The organism is Aequorivita sp. IT1282, from assembly GCF_058068205.1.
On sequence record NZ_JBYRHR010000005.1, the window covers coordinates 272571 to 286174 of the forward strand.

Genomic DNA, 13604 nt, shown 5'->3' on the forward strand with positions numbered 1-13604 from the left:
AAATGGACAAAAAAATAACGGTAGGTATCAATGGTTTTGGTCGCATTGGCCGCAATGTGTTTAGATTATTGCTCAACCATCCTTCCATAAAAGTTGTGGCAGTTAACGATTTGGCAGATACTCGAACGTTGAGCCATCTATTAAAATACGACAGCATTCACGGCGTTTTAAAGGAAGAAATTGTACATACTGAAAACCAAATTATCGTTGCCGGAAATAAAGTCACGTTTACTTCAGAAAAAAACATTGAAGCCATTTCATGGGGCAACGTAGATGTTGTTATAGAAAGTACGGGCAAGTTTAAGACCAAAAGTCAGCTTGAAAATCATTTAAAAAATGGCGCTAAAAAAGTTATTCTTAGCGTCCCACCCGAGGATGATGACATAAAAACAGTAGTTCTTGGCGTAAATGATTCTATTCTCGAACCAGACGATTTAATAATTTCGAATGCATCTTGTACCACCAACAATGCCGCACCAATGCTCAAAATTATAAACGAGCTTTGTGGTATTGAGCAGGCGTATATTACAACGGTTCACAGTTATACAACAGATCAGAGTTTGCACGATCAGCCACATCGAGATCTTCGCAGAGCTCGTGCAGCTGGACAATCCATTGTTCCTACTACAACGGGAGCCGCAAAGGCGCTAACGAAAATCTTCCCAGAATTATCCGACGTGATTGGGGGTTGCGGAATTCGCGTTCCAGTGCCGGATGGCTCTTTAACAGATATAACACTAAACGTAAAAAGAGAAGTTTCTATTGAAGAGATAAACGAAGCCTTTAAAAAAGCTGCTGAAAACTCTTTAGCCGGAATACTTGAATATACCGAAGACCCTATTGTTTCCATAGATATTGTTGGCAATCCACACTCATGTATTTTTGATGCAGGAATGACTTCGGTAATTGGGAAAATGGTGAAAATAATTGGTTGGTACGACAATGAAATCGGCTATTCAGCTAGAATTGTTGATTTAATAGAAAGAATTTCTGTGAAATAACTATATTTATTGACTTCTTAAACCAACAAATGCGCCAATTGATTCTAAAATACAAAATCTTCTTGCCTCTTATTTTGTGTTTACTGATTTCAGTTAAGTCATTTTCCATTCAAATAGAAGATACCATTGTAACCATAAAACAGTTGCAGTTTTCGGCAAGTAAAGCCGTGGAAGCTGAAAAATTTATGGAGGCTATTAAACATCTTAACGATGCCAATAAGCTTGCATCTATTCCGAAATATAAAAGTTACAAAACAGATGTAGAGCTTAATATAGCCGAGCTTTATTATAAATTGGAGTATTTTGAAAAGGCAAAAGAAGAGACCGAGAAAGCGATTGCGAACGGAGAAATTTATAAAAATACTTTTAAGCAGGGAAAAGCTTATAATCTTTATGCCTTAATTCTAATTTCTCAAGGTAAGACTGCCAAAGCTGAAATATATCTAGATAAAGCAGATTCTATTTACACTGTACTTAACGCCCGAAATAGTAAAGCAGATTTTCTTTATGGCAAAGGATTACTAGAACACCGTCTTGGAAATTACGCCGAGGCCATTAAGTATTTAAAAAGCGCAGCAAATGATTTTAAAACTCAACAATTGCCTTATCAAGAGGCAATTGCGTATTGCAATCTTGCAGACGCACTTTCACTTATAGATCCGTCCACCTACCCATCTCCTTTGACAGAAGCAAAAATACTTTTAAAGTATGCTACTGATATTGCATCCGATAAAGGGTACACAAAAATACTGATAGAAAATCACCGAATCAATTCACAAATTTTTATTGCAGAGAAAAAGAGTTCTCAAGCTGAAGAGGAGTTTAAATTTTATTTAGCTCAAAAAGACTCGCTGCGTCAAGTACATTTAAAAGCAATTGAGCGTGGATTAAAGGAAGAATCTGACATTGGCGACTTAAATCTAATTATTGAAAATCAGCAAAACGATTTAAAGAAGCAAGATAAATCGTTGTTTTTTGGCAAACTTACAGGCTGGCTTAGTATAGCTTTAATTCTAATTTTGTCACTTTTAACGCTTTCACTTTATAAAAACAACAATCTAAGAGCGAAGGCTAACGAACTTTTACAAGACAAAAATACTGAACTTCAAGAAGCAAAAGAAAATGCAGAACGCGCCTCGCAAGCCAAAGCTCAGTTTCTCTCTACAATTACGCATGAATTACGAACCCCAATGTACACTGTAACTGGTTTAACCCATTTACTTTTGGAAGAAGACCCCAAACCAGAACAAAAAGAACACCTAAATTCCCTTAAATTTTCTGGAGAATATTTGCTTTCGTTAATCAATAATATTTTAGACCTCAACAAACTGGAGGCAAATAAAGTGGAGATTGAAAAAGTTCCTTTCAATTTAAAGAAGCGAATAGACGGCGTTTTAATAGCTTTAAAAAAATCTGCCGAGGCCAAAAACAACAACCTAAACTATGATTACGACACTACACTCCCAAATATAGTATTAGGCGATTCTTTAAAAATTTCTCAGATTTTAATCAATCTTATTAGTAATTCAATCAAGTTTACAGAAAACGGTGATATATGGGTTCGGATAGTAAGCGCCGAAAAATCTGCAAAGAAAGTAGTAGTTCATTTTGAAGTTGAAGATACTGGAGACGGTATTTCAAAAAAGAAACAAAACACAATTTTCGAATCATTTTCGCAAGGATCACTTCAAATAAATAGAAAATACGGCGGCACCGGATTAGGACTTTCCATTGTGAAAAACCTCTTAGAACTTATGGGAAGTAAGATATTTCTGGAGAGTAAATTGGGTGAAGGTTCCAAGTTTTGGTTTAATATAAGTTATGATATCGCCGAGGTTGAAAAGGATAGTAAAAACATTAAAAACTTAGAAGTAGTAGTTGAAAGTAATATGCTCGAAGATAAAAAGGTTTTGATTGTTGAAGACAACAAAATTAACCAAATGATTACCAAGAAAATTCTCGAGAAGAAGAAAATGATCTGTACCGTTGTAGATAATGGAATGGATGCAATAGCGAATGTAAAAGAGACCGACTTCGACGTTATATTAATGGATATTCACATGCCTGGAATAAGCGGAATTGAGGCTACTAGAAAGATTCGTGAGTTCAATAAAACTGTTCCTATTATTGCATTAACGGCAATAACTATTGAGGAAAATTTGGAAGATTTCTACAAAGCAGGTTTCAATGAATTTATCCCAAAACCCTTCAACGCCGAAGATTTCTTCGAAAAAATTAATCGCGCCATTCGCGGCAATGAATTTTTAATAAAGTAACTACTTCTTCAACGCTACCGCACTTTTAATTCTACTTTTAAAAGCGGCCTCGGCATCATTTAGAATCACCGTTTTTATTGGTAAATAATAAATTTCCGTTGTGCTAGCAATTGGTTGCAACCGCATAAAATCTTTTTCGGTAGTAAGTATCAATGGTTGTTTTTTCAACTCATCCATTTCAGAAATAGTGAAATTATGATGGTCAGCAAAAGTCTTTTCTTCAAAACGCAACCCTTCATTTTTTAAATACGAAATCAGAGGCTTCGGATTGGCAATTCCAGTTACTAAAACGAACTCTCGGTGGGCCAAATACGATAGCGGTTTTTGTTCGTTGCCGTTATAAATTTCAGAATCATAACCAATTTTTGAAAAATAGATTTCTTGATTGTTTTTGGGTTTTAGATTAAGTTTTATTGTGTCAATTGTAGATTCGCTTATATTTTCTGGACATTTTGTTACCACAATTACATCGGCACGTTTTGCTCCAAATTTAGGTTCGCGCAGATTACCCGTTGGAAGCATACAATCCTTTATATACAACGAATCAAAAGACGTTAATAAAATATTCAGCGAAGCCTTAACTTTTCTATGCTGAAAAGCATCATCGAGTAAAATTACCTCAGCGGTATTCTGCAATTTTTCAATACCTGTTTGTCGATCTTCGCAGACAGCAACGCTAATCTCAGGAAATTTCTTTTTAAACTGAAGTGGTTCGTCCCCCACTTCTTCTACAGAATCGCATGATAAAACATTACGATATCCCGTAGTTTTTCTTTTATATCCACGGCTTAAAACTGCAATTCTATGGTCATTTTTTAAAAATGAAACGAGCAATTCTATCATCGGCGATTTTCCCGTTCCGCCCGTAGATAGGTTTCCCACGCAAATAACTGGAATATCGTATGCTTTACTTTTAAGCCAGTTATTATCGTAAAGCCAATTACGCAGCGCCGTAATACCACCGTATAACAACGAAAAGGGAAAAAGAAGTTTTCGGAGCAAATTCATTTCACGAAAGTACAAATTCCCACGAAAGTGGAAATCTACACTGCAAACATTTCGAAATTTTAAGTGGAGCCCATTTTCTTCAAAAATTATTTAAACTACTATCTTTACTGAAACTATAAAAAAATGAAGGTAAAGGAAGTCATTTCGCTCCTCGAGCAACTCTCACCACTCTCTTATTCCGAAGGTTTTGATAACACGGGTTTGCTCGTTGGCGATGCAAATGCAACTATTACAGGAGTATTGGTAACGCTCGATACGTTAGAAGCTGTGGTGGATGAAGCCATTGAAAAAAACTGCAACTTAATCGTTAGCTTTCACCCAATTATTTTTTCTGGATTGAAAAAAATCACAGGCAAAACATACGTTGAACGGGTAGTTCAAAAAGCAATAAAAAACGATATTGCCATTTTTTCAAACCATACGGCACTGGACAATTCCTGGAATGGAGTGAATGCAATGATTTGCGAAAAACTCGGACTAATTAAAGGATCGGTTTTAATTCCACAAAAAGAAACGATTAAAAAACTCATCACTTTTGTGCCGTCAAAAAATGCTGAAAAAGTGCGAAATGCACTATTTGCAGCTGGTGCCGGAAGCATAGGCAATTATGAAAACTGCAGTTTTAATATTCAAGGCAGCGGAAGTTTTAAAGGAAATAAAGATTCAAACCCCGTTATTGGCACGAAAGGGAAGATTCACTTTGAAGAAGAAACACAGATAGGAATTACTTATGCGAAACATCTTCAAAGCCATATTTTAAAGGCACTTTTTGAAGCGCATCCATACGAAGAAGTTGCTTATGAGATTACTACACTAGAAAATTCAAATCAACATTTGGGTTCAGGAATGATAGGTGAATTTAAAAATGCGATGGATGAAACTGAATTTCTGCAATTTTTGAAAAAAACCATGAAAACAGATTGTGTACGTCATTCAGCACTATTAAATAAGCCTATTAAAAAGGTTGCTGTGCTCGGCGGAAGCGGTAGTTTTGCTATTGACAGTGCAAAAAACGCTGGAGCTGACGCTTTTATTTCGGCAGATTTCAAATATCACGACTTCTTTAAGGCTGAAAACACTATGCTTTTGGCTGATATTGGGCATTATGAAAGTGAACAATACACAAAAGATCTTTTACATTCTTTCCTTAAGAAAAAAATGACTAATTTTGCAGTCCTTTTATCACAAACAAATACCAATCCTATTAGCTATTTATAATTTATGGCAACAAAAACCGAAGTTACTGTTGAAGAGAAGTTAAGAGCACTTTATGACCTTCAGCTTATTGATTCAAGAATAGATGAAATTAGAAATGTTCGCGGTGAACTTCCTCTAGAAGTAGAAGATCTTGAAGACGAAGTAGCAGGAATGAACACTCGTTTGGAAAAACTTAAATCTGATCTTGAAATTATTGAAGATCAAATTAAAGAAAAGAAGAACAACATCGAAGAGTCTAAGACTCTGATGAAAAAATATGCTACCCAGCAGGACAACGTTCGCAATAATCGCGAATACAACTCCTTAACCAAAGAAATTGAATTCCAAGAACTTGAAATTCAACTTGCAGATAAGAATATCAAAGAATATCGCGCACAGATTGAGCAAAAAAGTCAGGTAATCGAAGAAACTAAAACACGTTTCGACGAACGCTCTGAGCACTTGAAGCACAAACAAAGCGAGCTTGATGAAATCTTAAAAGAGACTGAAAAGGAAGAGCAAACGCTACTAAAGCAATCTGAAAATTACGAAACTCAGATCGAGCCACGCCTTATAAAAGCATACAAAAGAATCCGTACAAATGTAAAAAACGGCTTGGCAGTAGTTGCTGTAGAGCGCGGTGCATCTGGAGGTTCTTTCTTTACCATTCCACCACAAGTGCAAATGGAAATTGCTGGTCGTAAAAAAATTATTACAGACGAACACAGTGGCCGTATTTTGGTTGATCCAGATTTAGCTACAGAAGAACGCGAAAAAATGGAAGCTTTGTTTACCAAGCTTAAATAAGCGTCTAAAATTTATTATAACAAAGCCTTCACATAAAGTGAAGGCTTTTTTTGTACCTTAAATGCAAGGTTTTTATTTTATAAAAGACCAACGTCAAAAAAAAACGTATGAAAAAGATAACAGTTTTAATCGCAAGTATTCTTCTATTTTCTCTTCAAGCTGCTTGCAAACCTTCCAATGATTCTAAGAAAGAAGAAGCTTTGGCACTAAAAGAACAAACTCCAGTTCAGACGGACGCGGCAGATGGATTAAAAAAAGCCTATTTCGCCAGCGGATGTTTCTGGTGTGTAGAAGCAGTATACGAAAGTGTAAACGGAGTTAAAGAAGCGGTTTCTGGTTATAGCGGAGGTAAAACAGAAAACCCAACTTACAAAAATCACGCAGACCACGCCGAAGCGGTAGAGGTTATTTATGATCCCGCAGTTGTAAGTTTCAGCCAATTGGTAGATGTGTATTTTGCTTCACAAAACATTACGCAAGTAAACGGACAAGGACCAGACCACGGCGCCTCTTACCGTTCCATCGCATTTTATCAAAATGATGCTGAAAAGAAAATAATTGATGAAAAAATAGTCACATTAAGCAAGGAATTAGGCGGAGATAAAGTGGCGGCACAAGTTTTACCGTTCCAAAAATTTTGGGAAGCCGAAGCTTATCACCAAAATTACGAACGCAACAATCCCGGAAATCCATATATCCAGAATGTTTCCATCCCTAGATTGAATAAGTTTAAGGCAAAACTACCCGAGTTGTTAAAGAAAAACTCTGGACATTAAATTTCACTAAAATCATATATTTTTAAAAATTCCACAGCTTCAAACTGTGGAATTTTTTATTGCTTTTACTTCAAAAATCAATGGATAAAGCTTGTCTTTAAGCTCAAACATGCCTTCCTCATTTTTCACCAAACCCGGAAAAATATCATAGGGCGAGGCGTCGTGTTCTTTTAAATATTGAATTTGAAGTCCCGCTTCTGAAAGCGACGTAATTACTTCACCCAAACTGTGATTCCAACCGTATTCCTTGCTTTTCATTTTTGAAGATGCATCGGCGTAAGTTCCTTCATATTCTCCATAAATAGTATCCTTTTGATGGTAGCCGTATTTCATAACGGGTGGAGAAACAGTATAATCAAACATCCAAGCAATTGGATGAAACTCCACAATATAAAAGAAACCTCCGGGCTTTAATCTCTCTGAAATCATTTTTGCCCATGGTCTTAAATCTGGCAGCCAACCTATAGTACCGTAGCTTGTAAACACGATATCGAATTTTTCTGAAACATATTCCGAAGTATCCAAAACATTGCAACAAACAAATTTTGCGTCAAGCTTTAATTCTGCATTTAATTGCTGTGCGAGTTCAATTCCGTCATCAGAAAGATCAACGCCAGTGCATTTGGCTCCCATTCTAGAAAGGCTCAACGTATCTTGTCCAAAGTGACATTGAAGATGAAGAATGCTCTTCTCTGAGATATCGCCTAAAGCATTCAATTCGTATTTATTTAATGAAGTTTCACCCTTTTTGAAATTTTCCAAATCGTAAAAATCACTCTTCGCATGAACTGCGACTTTAGTATTCCATGTTTTCCTATTAGTTTCAAATTTTTCTGAATGATCCAAAATATTAGTTTTTGATAAAGGTATATAATTAACTCAAAAAACACATTTACTAATGCTTTTCACATTTATGAACTGTTTTCGTTAAACATCGGTTAAAAATTTAAAAGATATTTGCTTTTATTGTAGTTTTAATCACACTAACATTTAAACACTAACATCATGGGTGACATCATTTGGTTAATTGTAGTACTCCTTATTATAGGATGGCTCGTAGGTTTTTTCGGTTTCGGTGACGCTGTAGGAAGCCTAATTCACATTTTATTGGTCTTAGCAATTATTGGTATTTTATACCGATTAGCAACCGGCCGCAGACCATAATTAAAATAAAAACTATCCATTAATTATTAAACTCAAACTATTATGAAAAAGGTATTTTTAATTTTATTTGCAGCAGGATTAGTAAGCACTAGCTTTATTAGCTGTAGAGAAAAGGAATCAGTAGGAGACAAAATTGAAGACGTAGCGGACGATATAGAAGACGCCGTTGATTAATAATACAAAACATTTAAAACAAAAGCCCATTCAAGAAAATTGAGAGGGCTTTTAATTTTGGCCTATTCGGCTACAATAGATTTCCATTCAGGATGCCTTTCAATGTAATTTTTAGTAAAAGCGCAAACGGGATCTACTTTTAAACCCCGAAGTTCTATTTGCAATAAAACTTTCTCGGTCATTTCGCTGGCCACACCTTGTCCTTTAAGTTCTTTTGGCACTTCGGTATGGTTAAGAGATAAGATGCCAGGCTTCACAGAATATTCAATAATGGCTTTGTAGCCATTCTCTTCGGCCTCAAACCGATGCTTTTCTTTATTATCAATCACTCGCATACCAATCAGAAGTTATATTGTTTCTACAGATTAAAAATACAAAAAATATGAAAGCCAAAAGTATTCCTTACTTTTACAAGAAACATATTTTTTATGAAAATTACTATCACTCTTTTATTTACATTTTTCACTTTTATAAGCTGTAATAACACTGAAAAATCTACTTCGAACGAATTATTGGAAGGTAATAATTCACTTCAAAAAACAGATATTCGGTATAAAATTGCAAAGGCCAACGGCTTTCAAAATTGGAAAGACGTTTCAGAAATTGCGTTTACATTCAACGTAGACCGGGGAGAAAATCATTTTGATCGCTCTTGGGTTTGGAAACCAAAAACGGGTAATGTGCTAATGAGGACCGCCACACAAAATGTTAGCTACAACCATTCAAATATGGACAGCATTATCATGAAAACCGATGCTTCTTTTATTAACGATAAATATTGGCTATTGGCACCTTTTCAATTAATTTGGGATGAAGGTATTACGATTTCTGAAAAGGAAAATGTTGTCGCTCCAATTTCCAAAGACACGTTAAACCAACTTACAATTGTTTACAAAAACGAAGGTGGATACACTCCAGGCGATGCCTACGATTTTTTTTATGATAAAAATTTCAAAATAAAAGAATGGAATTATAGAAAAGCAAATGCCGAAAAACCTTCTATGATTACCACTTGGGAAGATTATGAAAACTTCAACGGAATTGAAATTGCAAAAATGCATAAGGATAGCACAGCCGGTTTTAAGCTGTATTTCACCAACATTTCAGTGAAAAAAGAAACTGAAAATTAAACGAATATAAATTCCTATTTTTGTAAAAAGCCTATAAAATACAACGTATCCAAATGTTCCAAAACTCTTTAGAATACGCAAAAACACAAGACGCCGAAGATTCTTTGGCCTCTTTCAGAAATAAATTTCACATTCCAAAAAATGCTTCAGGCGAATCGCTTATTTATCTCTGCGGAAACTCACTTGGTTTACAACCAAAAATTACTGCAGAATACATAAAAGAAGAACTTACAGATTGGGCAAATTTTGGTGTGGATGGGCATACCGAAGGAGAGCATCCTTGGCTCCCGTATCACGAGTTTTTAGCCGAAAACATGGCAAAAATCGTGGGCGCAAAACCCTCGGAAGTAGTAGTAATGAACACCCTTACAACTAATCTTCATTTAATGATGGTTTCATTTTACCAACCCACAAAAACCAAATATAAAATTGTAGTGGAAAGCGATGCTTTTCCGAGCGATAAATATGCCGTTGAAAGTCAGTTGAAATTTCACGGAATAGACCCAAAAGATGGCTTAATTCTTTGGAAACCCAGAAAAGGCGAAGAACTTTGCCGATTTGAGGATTTGGAAGAAATAATGAAAAACCACGGAGATGAAATTGCTTTGTTAATGATTGGCAGCACCAATTATTACACAGGTCAATCTTTTCCACTGAAAAAAATAACAGAACTGGGGCATAAATACGACTGTATGGTCGGTTTCGATTTAGCGCATGGTGCGGGAAATATCCAGCCAAATCTGCACGAGACGGGAGCCGATTTTGCTGTTTGGTGTTCTTACAAATATTTAAACAGCGGCCCCGGAAGTTTGGGCGGCTGCTTCGTTCACGAACGCCACGCAAATAACGAAAACCTAAATAGATTTGCGGGTTGGTGGGGTCATAATAAAAAAACACGTTTCAATATGCGCCATGAATTTGATGCACTTCCCGGCGCTGAAGGATGGCAATTAAGCAATCCGCCAATACTTTCAATGGCTGCAATTCGTGCTTCTTTAGACACGTTTTCCGAAGCAGGTTTTGAAAATATTAGAAAGAAATCTGAAAAACTAACGGGCTATTTAGAGTTTTTGTTGGACGAAATGAAAAATGATTCAATTAAAATTATAACTCCACGTAATCCAGACGACCGTGGCTGCCAGCTTTCAATTCAAGTTAAAAATGCAGACAAAAGGTTACACACTAAACTCACCGAAGCTGGTGTAATAAGCGATTGGCGCGAGCCCGATGTAATTCGCGTTGCCCCTGCCCCACTTTACAATAGTTTCGAGGATGTGTTTCGCTTTTCGGAAAAATTAAAAGAAGTTTTAAAAAATTGACTCAGGACTGATTGACATAAGACGTAAGACTCATACTCTGCAATATTTGTCCTACGTCTTAAGTCTTTCCGTCCAATGTCCAACGAAATATTATATGAGTAAAAACCATAATATACTTATCATCGGCGCCGGCCTTTGCGGAAGTTTACTCGCTTTGCGAATGGCGCAACGTGGCTATCAAGTTACTTTAGTAGAAAAGCGTCCCGATTTACGAAAAATCACACAAGACGCCGGACGCTCCATTAATCTCGCCCTAAGTGATCGCGGACTTCGCGGTTTGCGTTTAGCGGGAGTTGAGGAAGCTGCTAAAAAGCAATGTATCCCAATGAATGGGCGCATGATTCACGACAAAGCAGGAAACACATTTTTGAGTCCGTATAGCGGTCGTAAAGATGAATATATCAATTCCATTTCTCGACCTGGCTTAAATATGCTGCTGTTAGATGAAGCGGAAAAAATGACGAATGTAAGTATCATTTTCAATCAGAGTTGCGAAAGTGTTGATTTGGAAAATGCTTCGGCAACTTTTAGAGACTTCAATTCAAAAGAAGAAACTACGATTACCGCAGATATTGTTTTTGGAACCGACGGCGCAGGGTCTTCAGTTCGCAAAAGTATGTTCGATAGTCATAAGTTTCTTTTTAGTTTTTCACAACAATGGCTTAGTCACGGTTATAAAGAACTTGAAATTCCAGCAGCTGAAAATGCTGGATACCGAACTTATAAAAACGCTTTGCATATTTGGCCACGTGGCGAAGATATGCTCATTGCGCTCCCAAATCTAGATGGAAGTTTTACCGTAACACTGTTTCTTCCGTATGAAAACAGCGAATATTGTTTCGCGAATTTGACCACTCCAGAAATGGTGAACGAATATTTCAAAAAGGAATTTCCAGATGTAGTTGAAATGATTCCAAACCTTTCCGAAGAATTTTTCAATAACCCAATTGGTCCACTCGGCACTGTAAAATGCGCTCCGTGGAATAGCTTCGGAAAAGTGCTTTTAATGGGCGATGCGGCTCACGCAATCGTACCATTTTACGGACAAGGAATGAACGCTTCCTTTGAAGATGTCGTGGTTTTTGACGAAGTTTTAGAGAAATACAATTCTGAGAAAGAGTTAAACTGGGAAGTTATATTTAAAGAATACGAAGCGCTTCGGAAAAAAGACGCCGATGCAATTGCAGATTTGGCTGTAGACAATTTTCACGAAATGAAAGAACACACGGCGATGGAAATCTTTCAGAAAAAACGAAAACTGGAAACAGCTTTTGAGGCAGAGTTTCCACAAGATTATTACAGCAAATATTCTTTGGTTACCTTTAAAGAATCAATAACATATTCCGAAGCAATGAAACGCGGAAGAGCCCAAGACAAAGCAATTTTAAACCTTTTGGACGATGGTAAAATCACAGAGGAAATGTCTTTAAAACAAAAACTAGAACTAGTAAAAAAACATACCGAAGCCATCCTTCACGATGATGAAGTGGCATTTGGATAAAAATAATGGTTCTTTCCCCTTTTCAGGGGAAGGTGGATTCTAAATCGCCCAAAGCGATTTGGAAGACGGAAGGGGTAATTTCCAGTAACTAATTTGAAAAAAATAAACTATGGCTAACAATCAAAAAGATTCCAACCTCCGCGGGAATGTGGTAGAAGGAAAAGCAACGCCACGTGGCGCATATCCTCACGTAAAGCGCGTGGGCGATTTCATATTTATCAGCGGCACAAGTTCACGCTTGCCCGACAATACCATTGCAGGCGTAAATAAAATTGATGAAATGGGCACAATGCATTTCGATATTAGAGAACAAACTCGCGTGGTCTTGGAAAACATCAAGGATTATCTTGCAACCGAAGGCGCAACATTGGCCGACGTAGTTGATGTAACTAGCTTTTTAGTGAATATGAATGACTTTGCTGGTTATAATGAAGTGTATGCTAAATACTTCAATAAAGAAACTGGGCCAGCCAGAACTACTGTTGCGGTGCATCAATTGCCACATCCGCAGTTAGTGGTGGAAATTAAGGCTATGGCGTATAAACCAGTTCGCAGAAATCAGTAGCAGTATGCAGTTACAATTGAATTTATGAAGACGCTATTTACTATACTATTTTTTATTTTTTCAATCTCGACTATGTTTGCAGATGCTGGTAATACATATCGATTCAGCGTTGTAGTTGTAACAAATAGCTCAGATTCTATATCTGGCTATATTTATATTGGAAGCTATAAGGAATTTGACGTCCAAAATTACGGTAGTGATATTAAACGCTTTTTTTTAGAAGCCAAACCAATGGATTCTATTCCGATTTATCCTTTTGTTTCAACTTATAAATTAGGGTTTAGCGATGTCGATTTTACACTAAAACAAAATAAAAAAGTAGTAGCATTTAAAAACATTTCAACGATTTCCCATAGCGATATTTTGGAGTATCCGATGGGTCAACGACTTATTGAGTTAGAACCCAAAGAAATGGAACTCCTAAAATTTCACCAACCTAATGTTCAATTTGTTTATAATGAATCCTACTCAGTAATGTCAAGCTTTTTAATCCTATCCTGGAAAAAAGATAAAGATTTGCAAGAGATCCAAAGGAGTATTTCAAAAAAATTAATCGAATCAATTCCGGAAAAAAAATCTATTAATTCAGAAAACATAAAACCATTTTTCGATTATTTAAATGAACTTAAAACTAAGTTGCTTACTGAAGGCATTTTGATTTTCGAAATTCAAGGAAGTTGTTAAAT

General features: G+C 36.3%; 15 protein-coding genes. 12 read left to right on the forward strand and 3 right to left on the reverse strand.

Features of this window, described 5'->3' with window-relative positions; genetic code table 11:
* Window positions 1-2 precede the first annotated feature (2 nt).
* Window positions 3-1001, forward strand: coding sequence for a type I glyceraldehyde-3-phosphate dehydrogenase (gene gap, locus AC3RVG_RS12775; RefSeq protein WP_489691855.1), 999 nt, complete (start codon window positions 3-5; stop codon window positions 999-1001).
* A 29-nt stretch (window positions 1002-1030) separates the two neighbouring features.
* On the forward strand, window positions 1031-3277 hold the full coding sequence (locus AC3RVG_RS12780; protein WP_489691856.1) for a tetratricopeptide repeat-containing hybrid sensor histidine kinase/response regulator: 2247 nt from the start codon (window positions 1031-1033) through the stop codon (window positions 3275-3277).
* Here the strand turns inward: AC3RVG_RS12780 and lpxK are convergent, their stop codons facing one another.
* Window positions 3278-4285, reverse strand: coding sequence for a tetraacyldisaccharide 4'-kinase (gene lpxK / locus AC3RVG_RS12785; protein ID WP_489691857.1), 1008 nt, complete (start codon window positions 4283-4285; stop codon window positions 3278-3280).
* 123 nt (window positions 4286-4408) lie between these two features.
* Between lpxK and AC3RVG_RS12790 the strand changes: the two genes are divergently transcribed.
* The 3 genes from AC3RVG_RS12790 (at window position 4409) to msrA (ending at window position 7065) form a co-directional block, all read left to right on the forward strand.
* Window positions 4409-5503, forward strand: a complete 1095-nt coding sequence (locus AC3RVG_RS12790) for a Nif3-like dinuclear metal center hexameric protein (RefSeq protein WP_489691858.1) — start codon at window positions 4409-4411, stop codon at window positions 5501-5503.
* Window positions 5504-5506: 3 nt separating this feature from the next.
* Window positions 5507-6289 (forward strand): zinc ribbon domain-containing protein, encoded by a 783-nt coding sequence (locus AC3RVG_RS12795; RefSeq protein WP_489691859.1) that lies wholly within the window; start codon window positions 5507-5509, stop codon window positions 6287-6289.
* Between the two features lie 107 nt (window positions 6290-6396).
* On the forward strand, window positions 6397-7065 hold the full coding sequence (msrA, locus tag AC3RVG_RS12800; protein WP_489691860.1) for a peptide-methionine (S)-S-oxide reductase MsrA: 669 nt from the start codon (window positions 6397-6399) through the stop codon (window positions 7063-7065).
* Window positions 7066-7104: 39 nt separating this feature from the next.
* Here msrA and AC3RVG_RS12805 read toward each other — a convergent pair whose 3' ends face one another.
* On the reverse strand, window positions 7105-7911 hold the full coding sequence (locus AC3RVG_RS12805) for a class I SAM-dependent methyltransferase (RefSeq protein ID WP_489691861.1): 807 nt from the start codon (window positions 7909-7911) through the stop codon (window positions 7105-7107).
* Between the two features lie 159 nt (window positions 7912-8070).
* Here AC3RVG_RS12805 and AC3RVG_RS12810 point away from each other — a divergent pair, with 159 nt between their 5' ends.
* Together AC3RVG_RS12810 and AC3RVG_RS12815 are read left to right on the forward strand one after the other, a co-directional pair.
* Window positions 8071-8229 (forward strand): lmo0937 family membrane protein, encoded by a 159-nt coding sequence (locus AC3RVG_RS12810; RefSeq protein WP_489691862.1) that lies wholly within the window; start codon window positions 8071-8073, stop codon window positions 8227-8229.
* Between the two features lie 42 nt (window positions 8230-8271).
* A complete protein-coding gene (locus AC3RVG_RS12815) occupies window positions 8272-8403 on the forward strand; it encodes a hypothetical protein (RefSeq protein ID WP_489691863.1) in 132 nt (43 codons plus the stop codon).
* Between the two features lie 62 nt (window positions 8404-8465).
* On the opposite strand, the gene AC3RVG_RS12820 is transcribed toward AC3RVG_RS12815, so the two are convergent.
* Window positions 8466-8738: a GNAT family N-acetyltransferase gene (locus AC3RVG_RS12820; protein WP_489691864.1), complete on the reverse strand. Its 273-nt coding sequence runs from the start codon at window positions 8736-8738 to the stop codon at window positions 8466-8468.
* 93 nt (window positions 8739-8831) lie between these two features.
* Between AC3RVG_RS12820 and AC3RVG_RS12825 the strand changes: the two genes are divergently transcribed.
* The 5 genes from AC3RVG_RS12825 to AC3RVG_RS12845 all read left to right on the forward strand — a co-directional run bounded on the left by AC3RVG_RS12825 (window position 8832) and on the right by AC3RVG_RS12845 (window position 13602).
* Window positions 8832-9533, forward strand: a complete 702-nt coding sequence (locus AC3RVG_RS12825) for a hypothetical protein (RefSeq protein WP_489691865.1) — start codon at window positions 8832-8834, stop codon at window positions 9531-9533.
* Window positions 9534-9586: 53 nt separating this feature from the next.
* The gene (kynU, locus tag AC3RVG_RS12830; RefSeq protein WP_489691866.1) at window positions 9587-10852 is read left to right on the forward strand and encodes a kynureninase; all 1266 of its coding nucleotides are present in this window, start codon (window positions 9587-9589) and stop codon (window positions 10850-10852) included.
* Window positions 10853-10946: 94 nt separating this feature from the next.
* Window positions 10947-12353 carry an FAD-dependent oxidoreductase gene (locus tag AC3RVG_RS12835; RefSeq protein ID WP_489691867.1) on the forward strand — a complete coding sequence of 469 codons (1407 nt, stop codon included), beginning with the start codon at window positions 10947-10949 and terminating at the stop codon, window positions 12351-12353.
* Between the two features lie 109 nt (window positions 12354-12462).
* The gene (locus AC3RVG_RS12840; protein WP_489691868.1) at window positions 12463-12918 is read left to right on the forward strand and encodes a RidA family protein; all 456 of its coding nucleotides are present in this window, start codon (window positions 12463-12465) and stop codon (window positions 12916-12918) included.
* 72 nt (window positions 12919-12990) lie between these two features.
* Window positions 12991-13602 carry a hypothetical protein gene (locus tag AC3RVG_RS12845; RefSeq protein WP_489691869.1) on the forward strand — a complete coding sequence of 204 codons (612 nt, stop codon included), beginning with the start codon at window positions 12991-12993 and terminating at the stop codon, window positions 13600-13602.
* The last annotated feature ends 2 nt before the right edge of the window (window positions 13603-13604 follow it).

What these genes read in the sequence shown, in the direction of transcription:
- gap (WP_489691855.1), top strand. Translation starts at nt 3, where the DNA reads ATGGACAAAAAAATAACGGTAGGTATCAATGGTTTTGGTCGCATTGGC.
- AC3RVG_RS12840 (WP_489691868.1), top strand. Translation starts at nt 12,463, where the DNA reads ATGGCTAACAATCAAAAAGATTCCAACCTCCGCGGGAATGTGGTAGAA.
- lpxK (WP_489691857.1), bottom strand. Translation starts at nt 4,285, where the DNA reads ATGAATTTGCTCCGAAAACTTCTTTTTCCCTTTTCGTTGTTATACGGT.
- AC3RVG_RS12820 (WP_489691864.1), bottom strand. Translation starts at nt 8,738, where the DNA reads ATGCGAGTGATTGATAATAAAGAAAAGCATCGGTTTGAGGCCGAAGAG.
- kynU (WP_489691866.1), top strand. Translation starts at nt 9,587, where the DNA reads ATGTTCCAAAACTCTTTAGAATACGCAAAAACACAAGACGCCGAAGAT.
- AC3RVG_RS12815 (WP_489691863.1), top strand. Translation starts at nt 8,272, where the DNA reads ATGAAAAAGGTATTTTTAATTTTATTTGCAGCAGGATTAGTAAGCACT.
- AC3RVG_RS12825 (WP_489691865.1), top strand. Translation starts at nt 8,832, where the DNA reads ATGAAAATTACTATCACTCTTTTATTTACATTTTTCACTTTTATAAGC.
- AC3RVG_RS12790 (WP_489691858.1), top strand. Translation starts at nt 4,409, where the DNA reads ATGAAGGTAAAGGAAGTCATTTCGCTCCTCGAGCAACTCTCACCACTC.
- AC3RVG_RS12845 (WP_489691869.1), top strand. Translation starts at nt 12,991, where the DNA reads ATGTTTGCAGATGCTGGTAATACATATCGATTCAGCGTTGTAGTTGTA.
- AC3RVG_RS12810 (WP_489691862.1), top strand. Translation starts at nt 8,071, where the DNA reads ATGGGTGACATCATTTGGTTAATTGTAGTACTCCTTATTATAGGATGG.
- AC3RVG_RS12835 (WP_489691867.1), top strand. Translation starts at nt 10,947, where the DNA reads ATGAGTAAAAACCATAATATACTTATCATCGGCGCCGGCCTTTGCGGA.
- AC3RVG_RS12795 (WP_489691859.1), top strand. Translation starts at nt 5,507, where the DNA reads ATGGCAACAAAAACCGAAGTTACTGTTGAAGAGAAGTTAAGAGCACTT.
- msrA (WP_489691860.1), top strand. Translation starts at nt 6,397, where the DNA reads ATGAAAAAGATAACAGTTTTAATCGCAAGTATTCTTCTATTTTCTCTT.
- AC3RVG_RS12780 (WP_489691856.1), top strand. Translation starts at nt 1,031, where the DNA reads ATGCGCCAATTGATTCTAAAATACAAAATCTTCTTGCCTCTTATTTTG.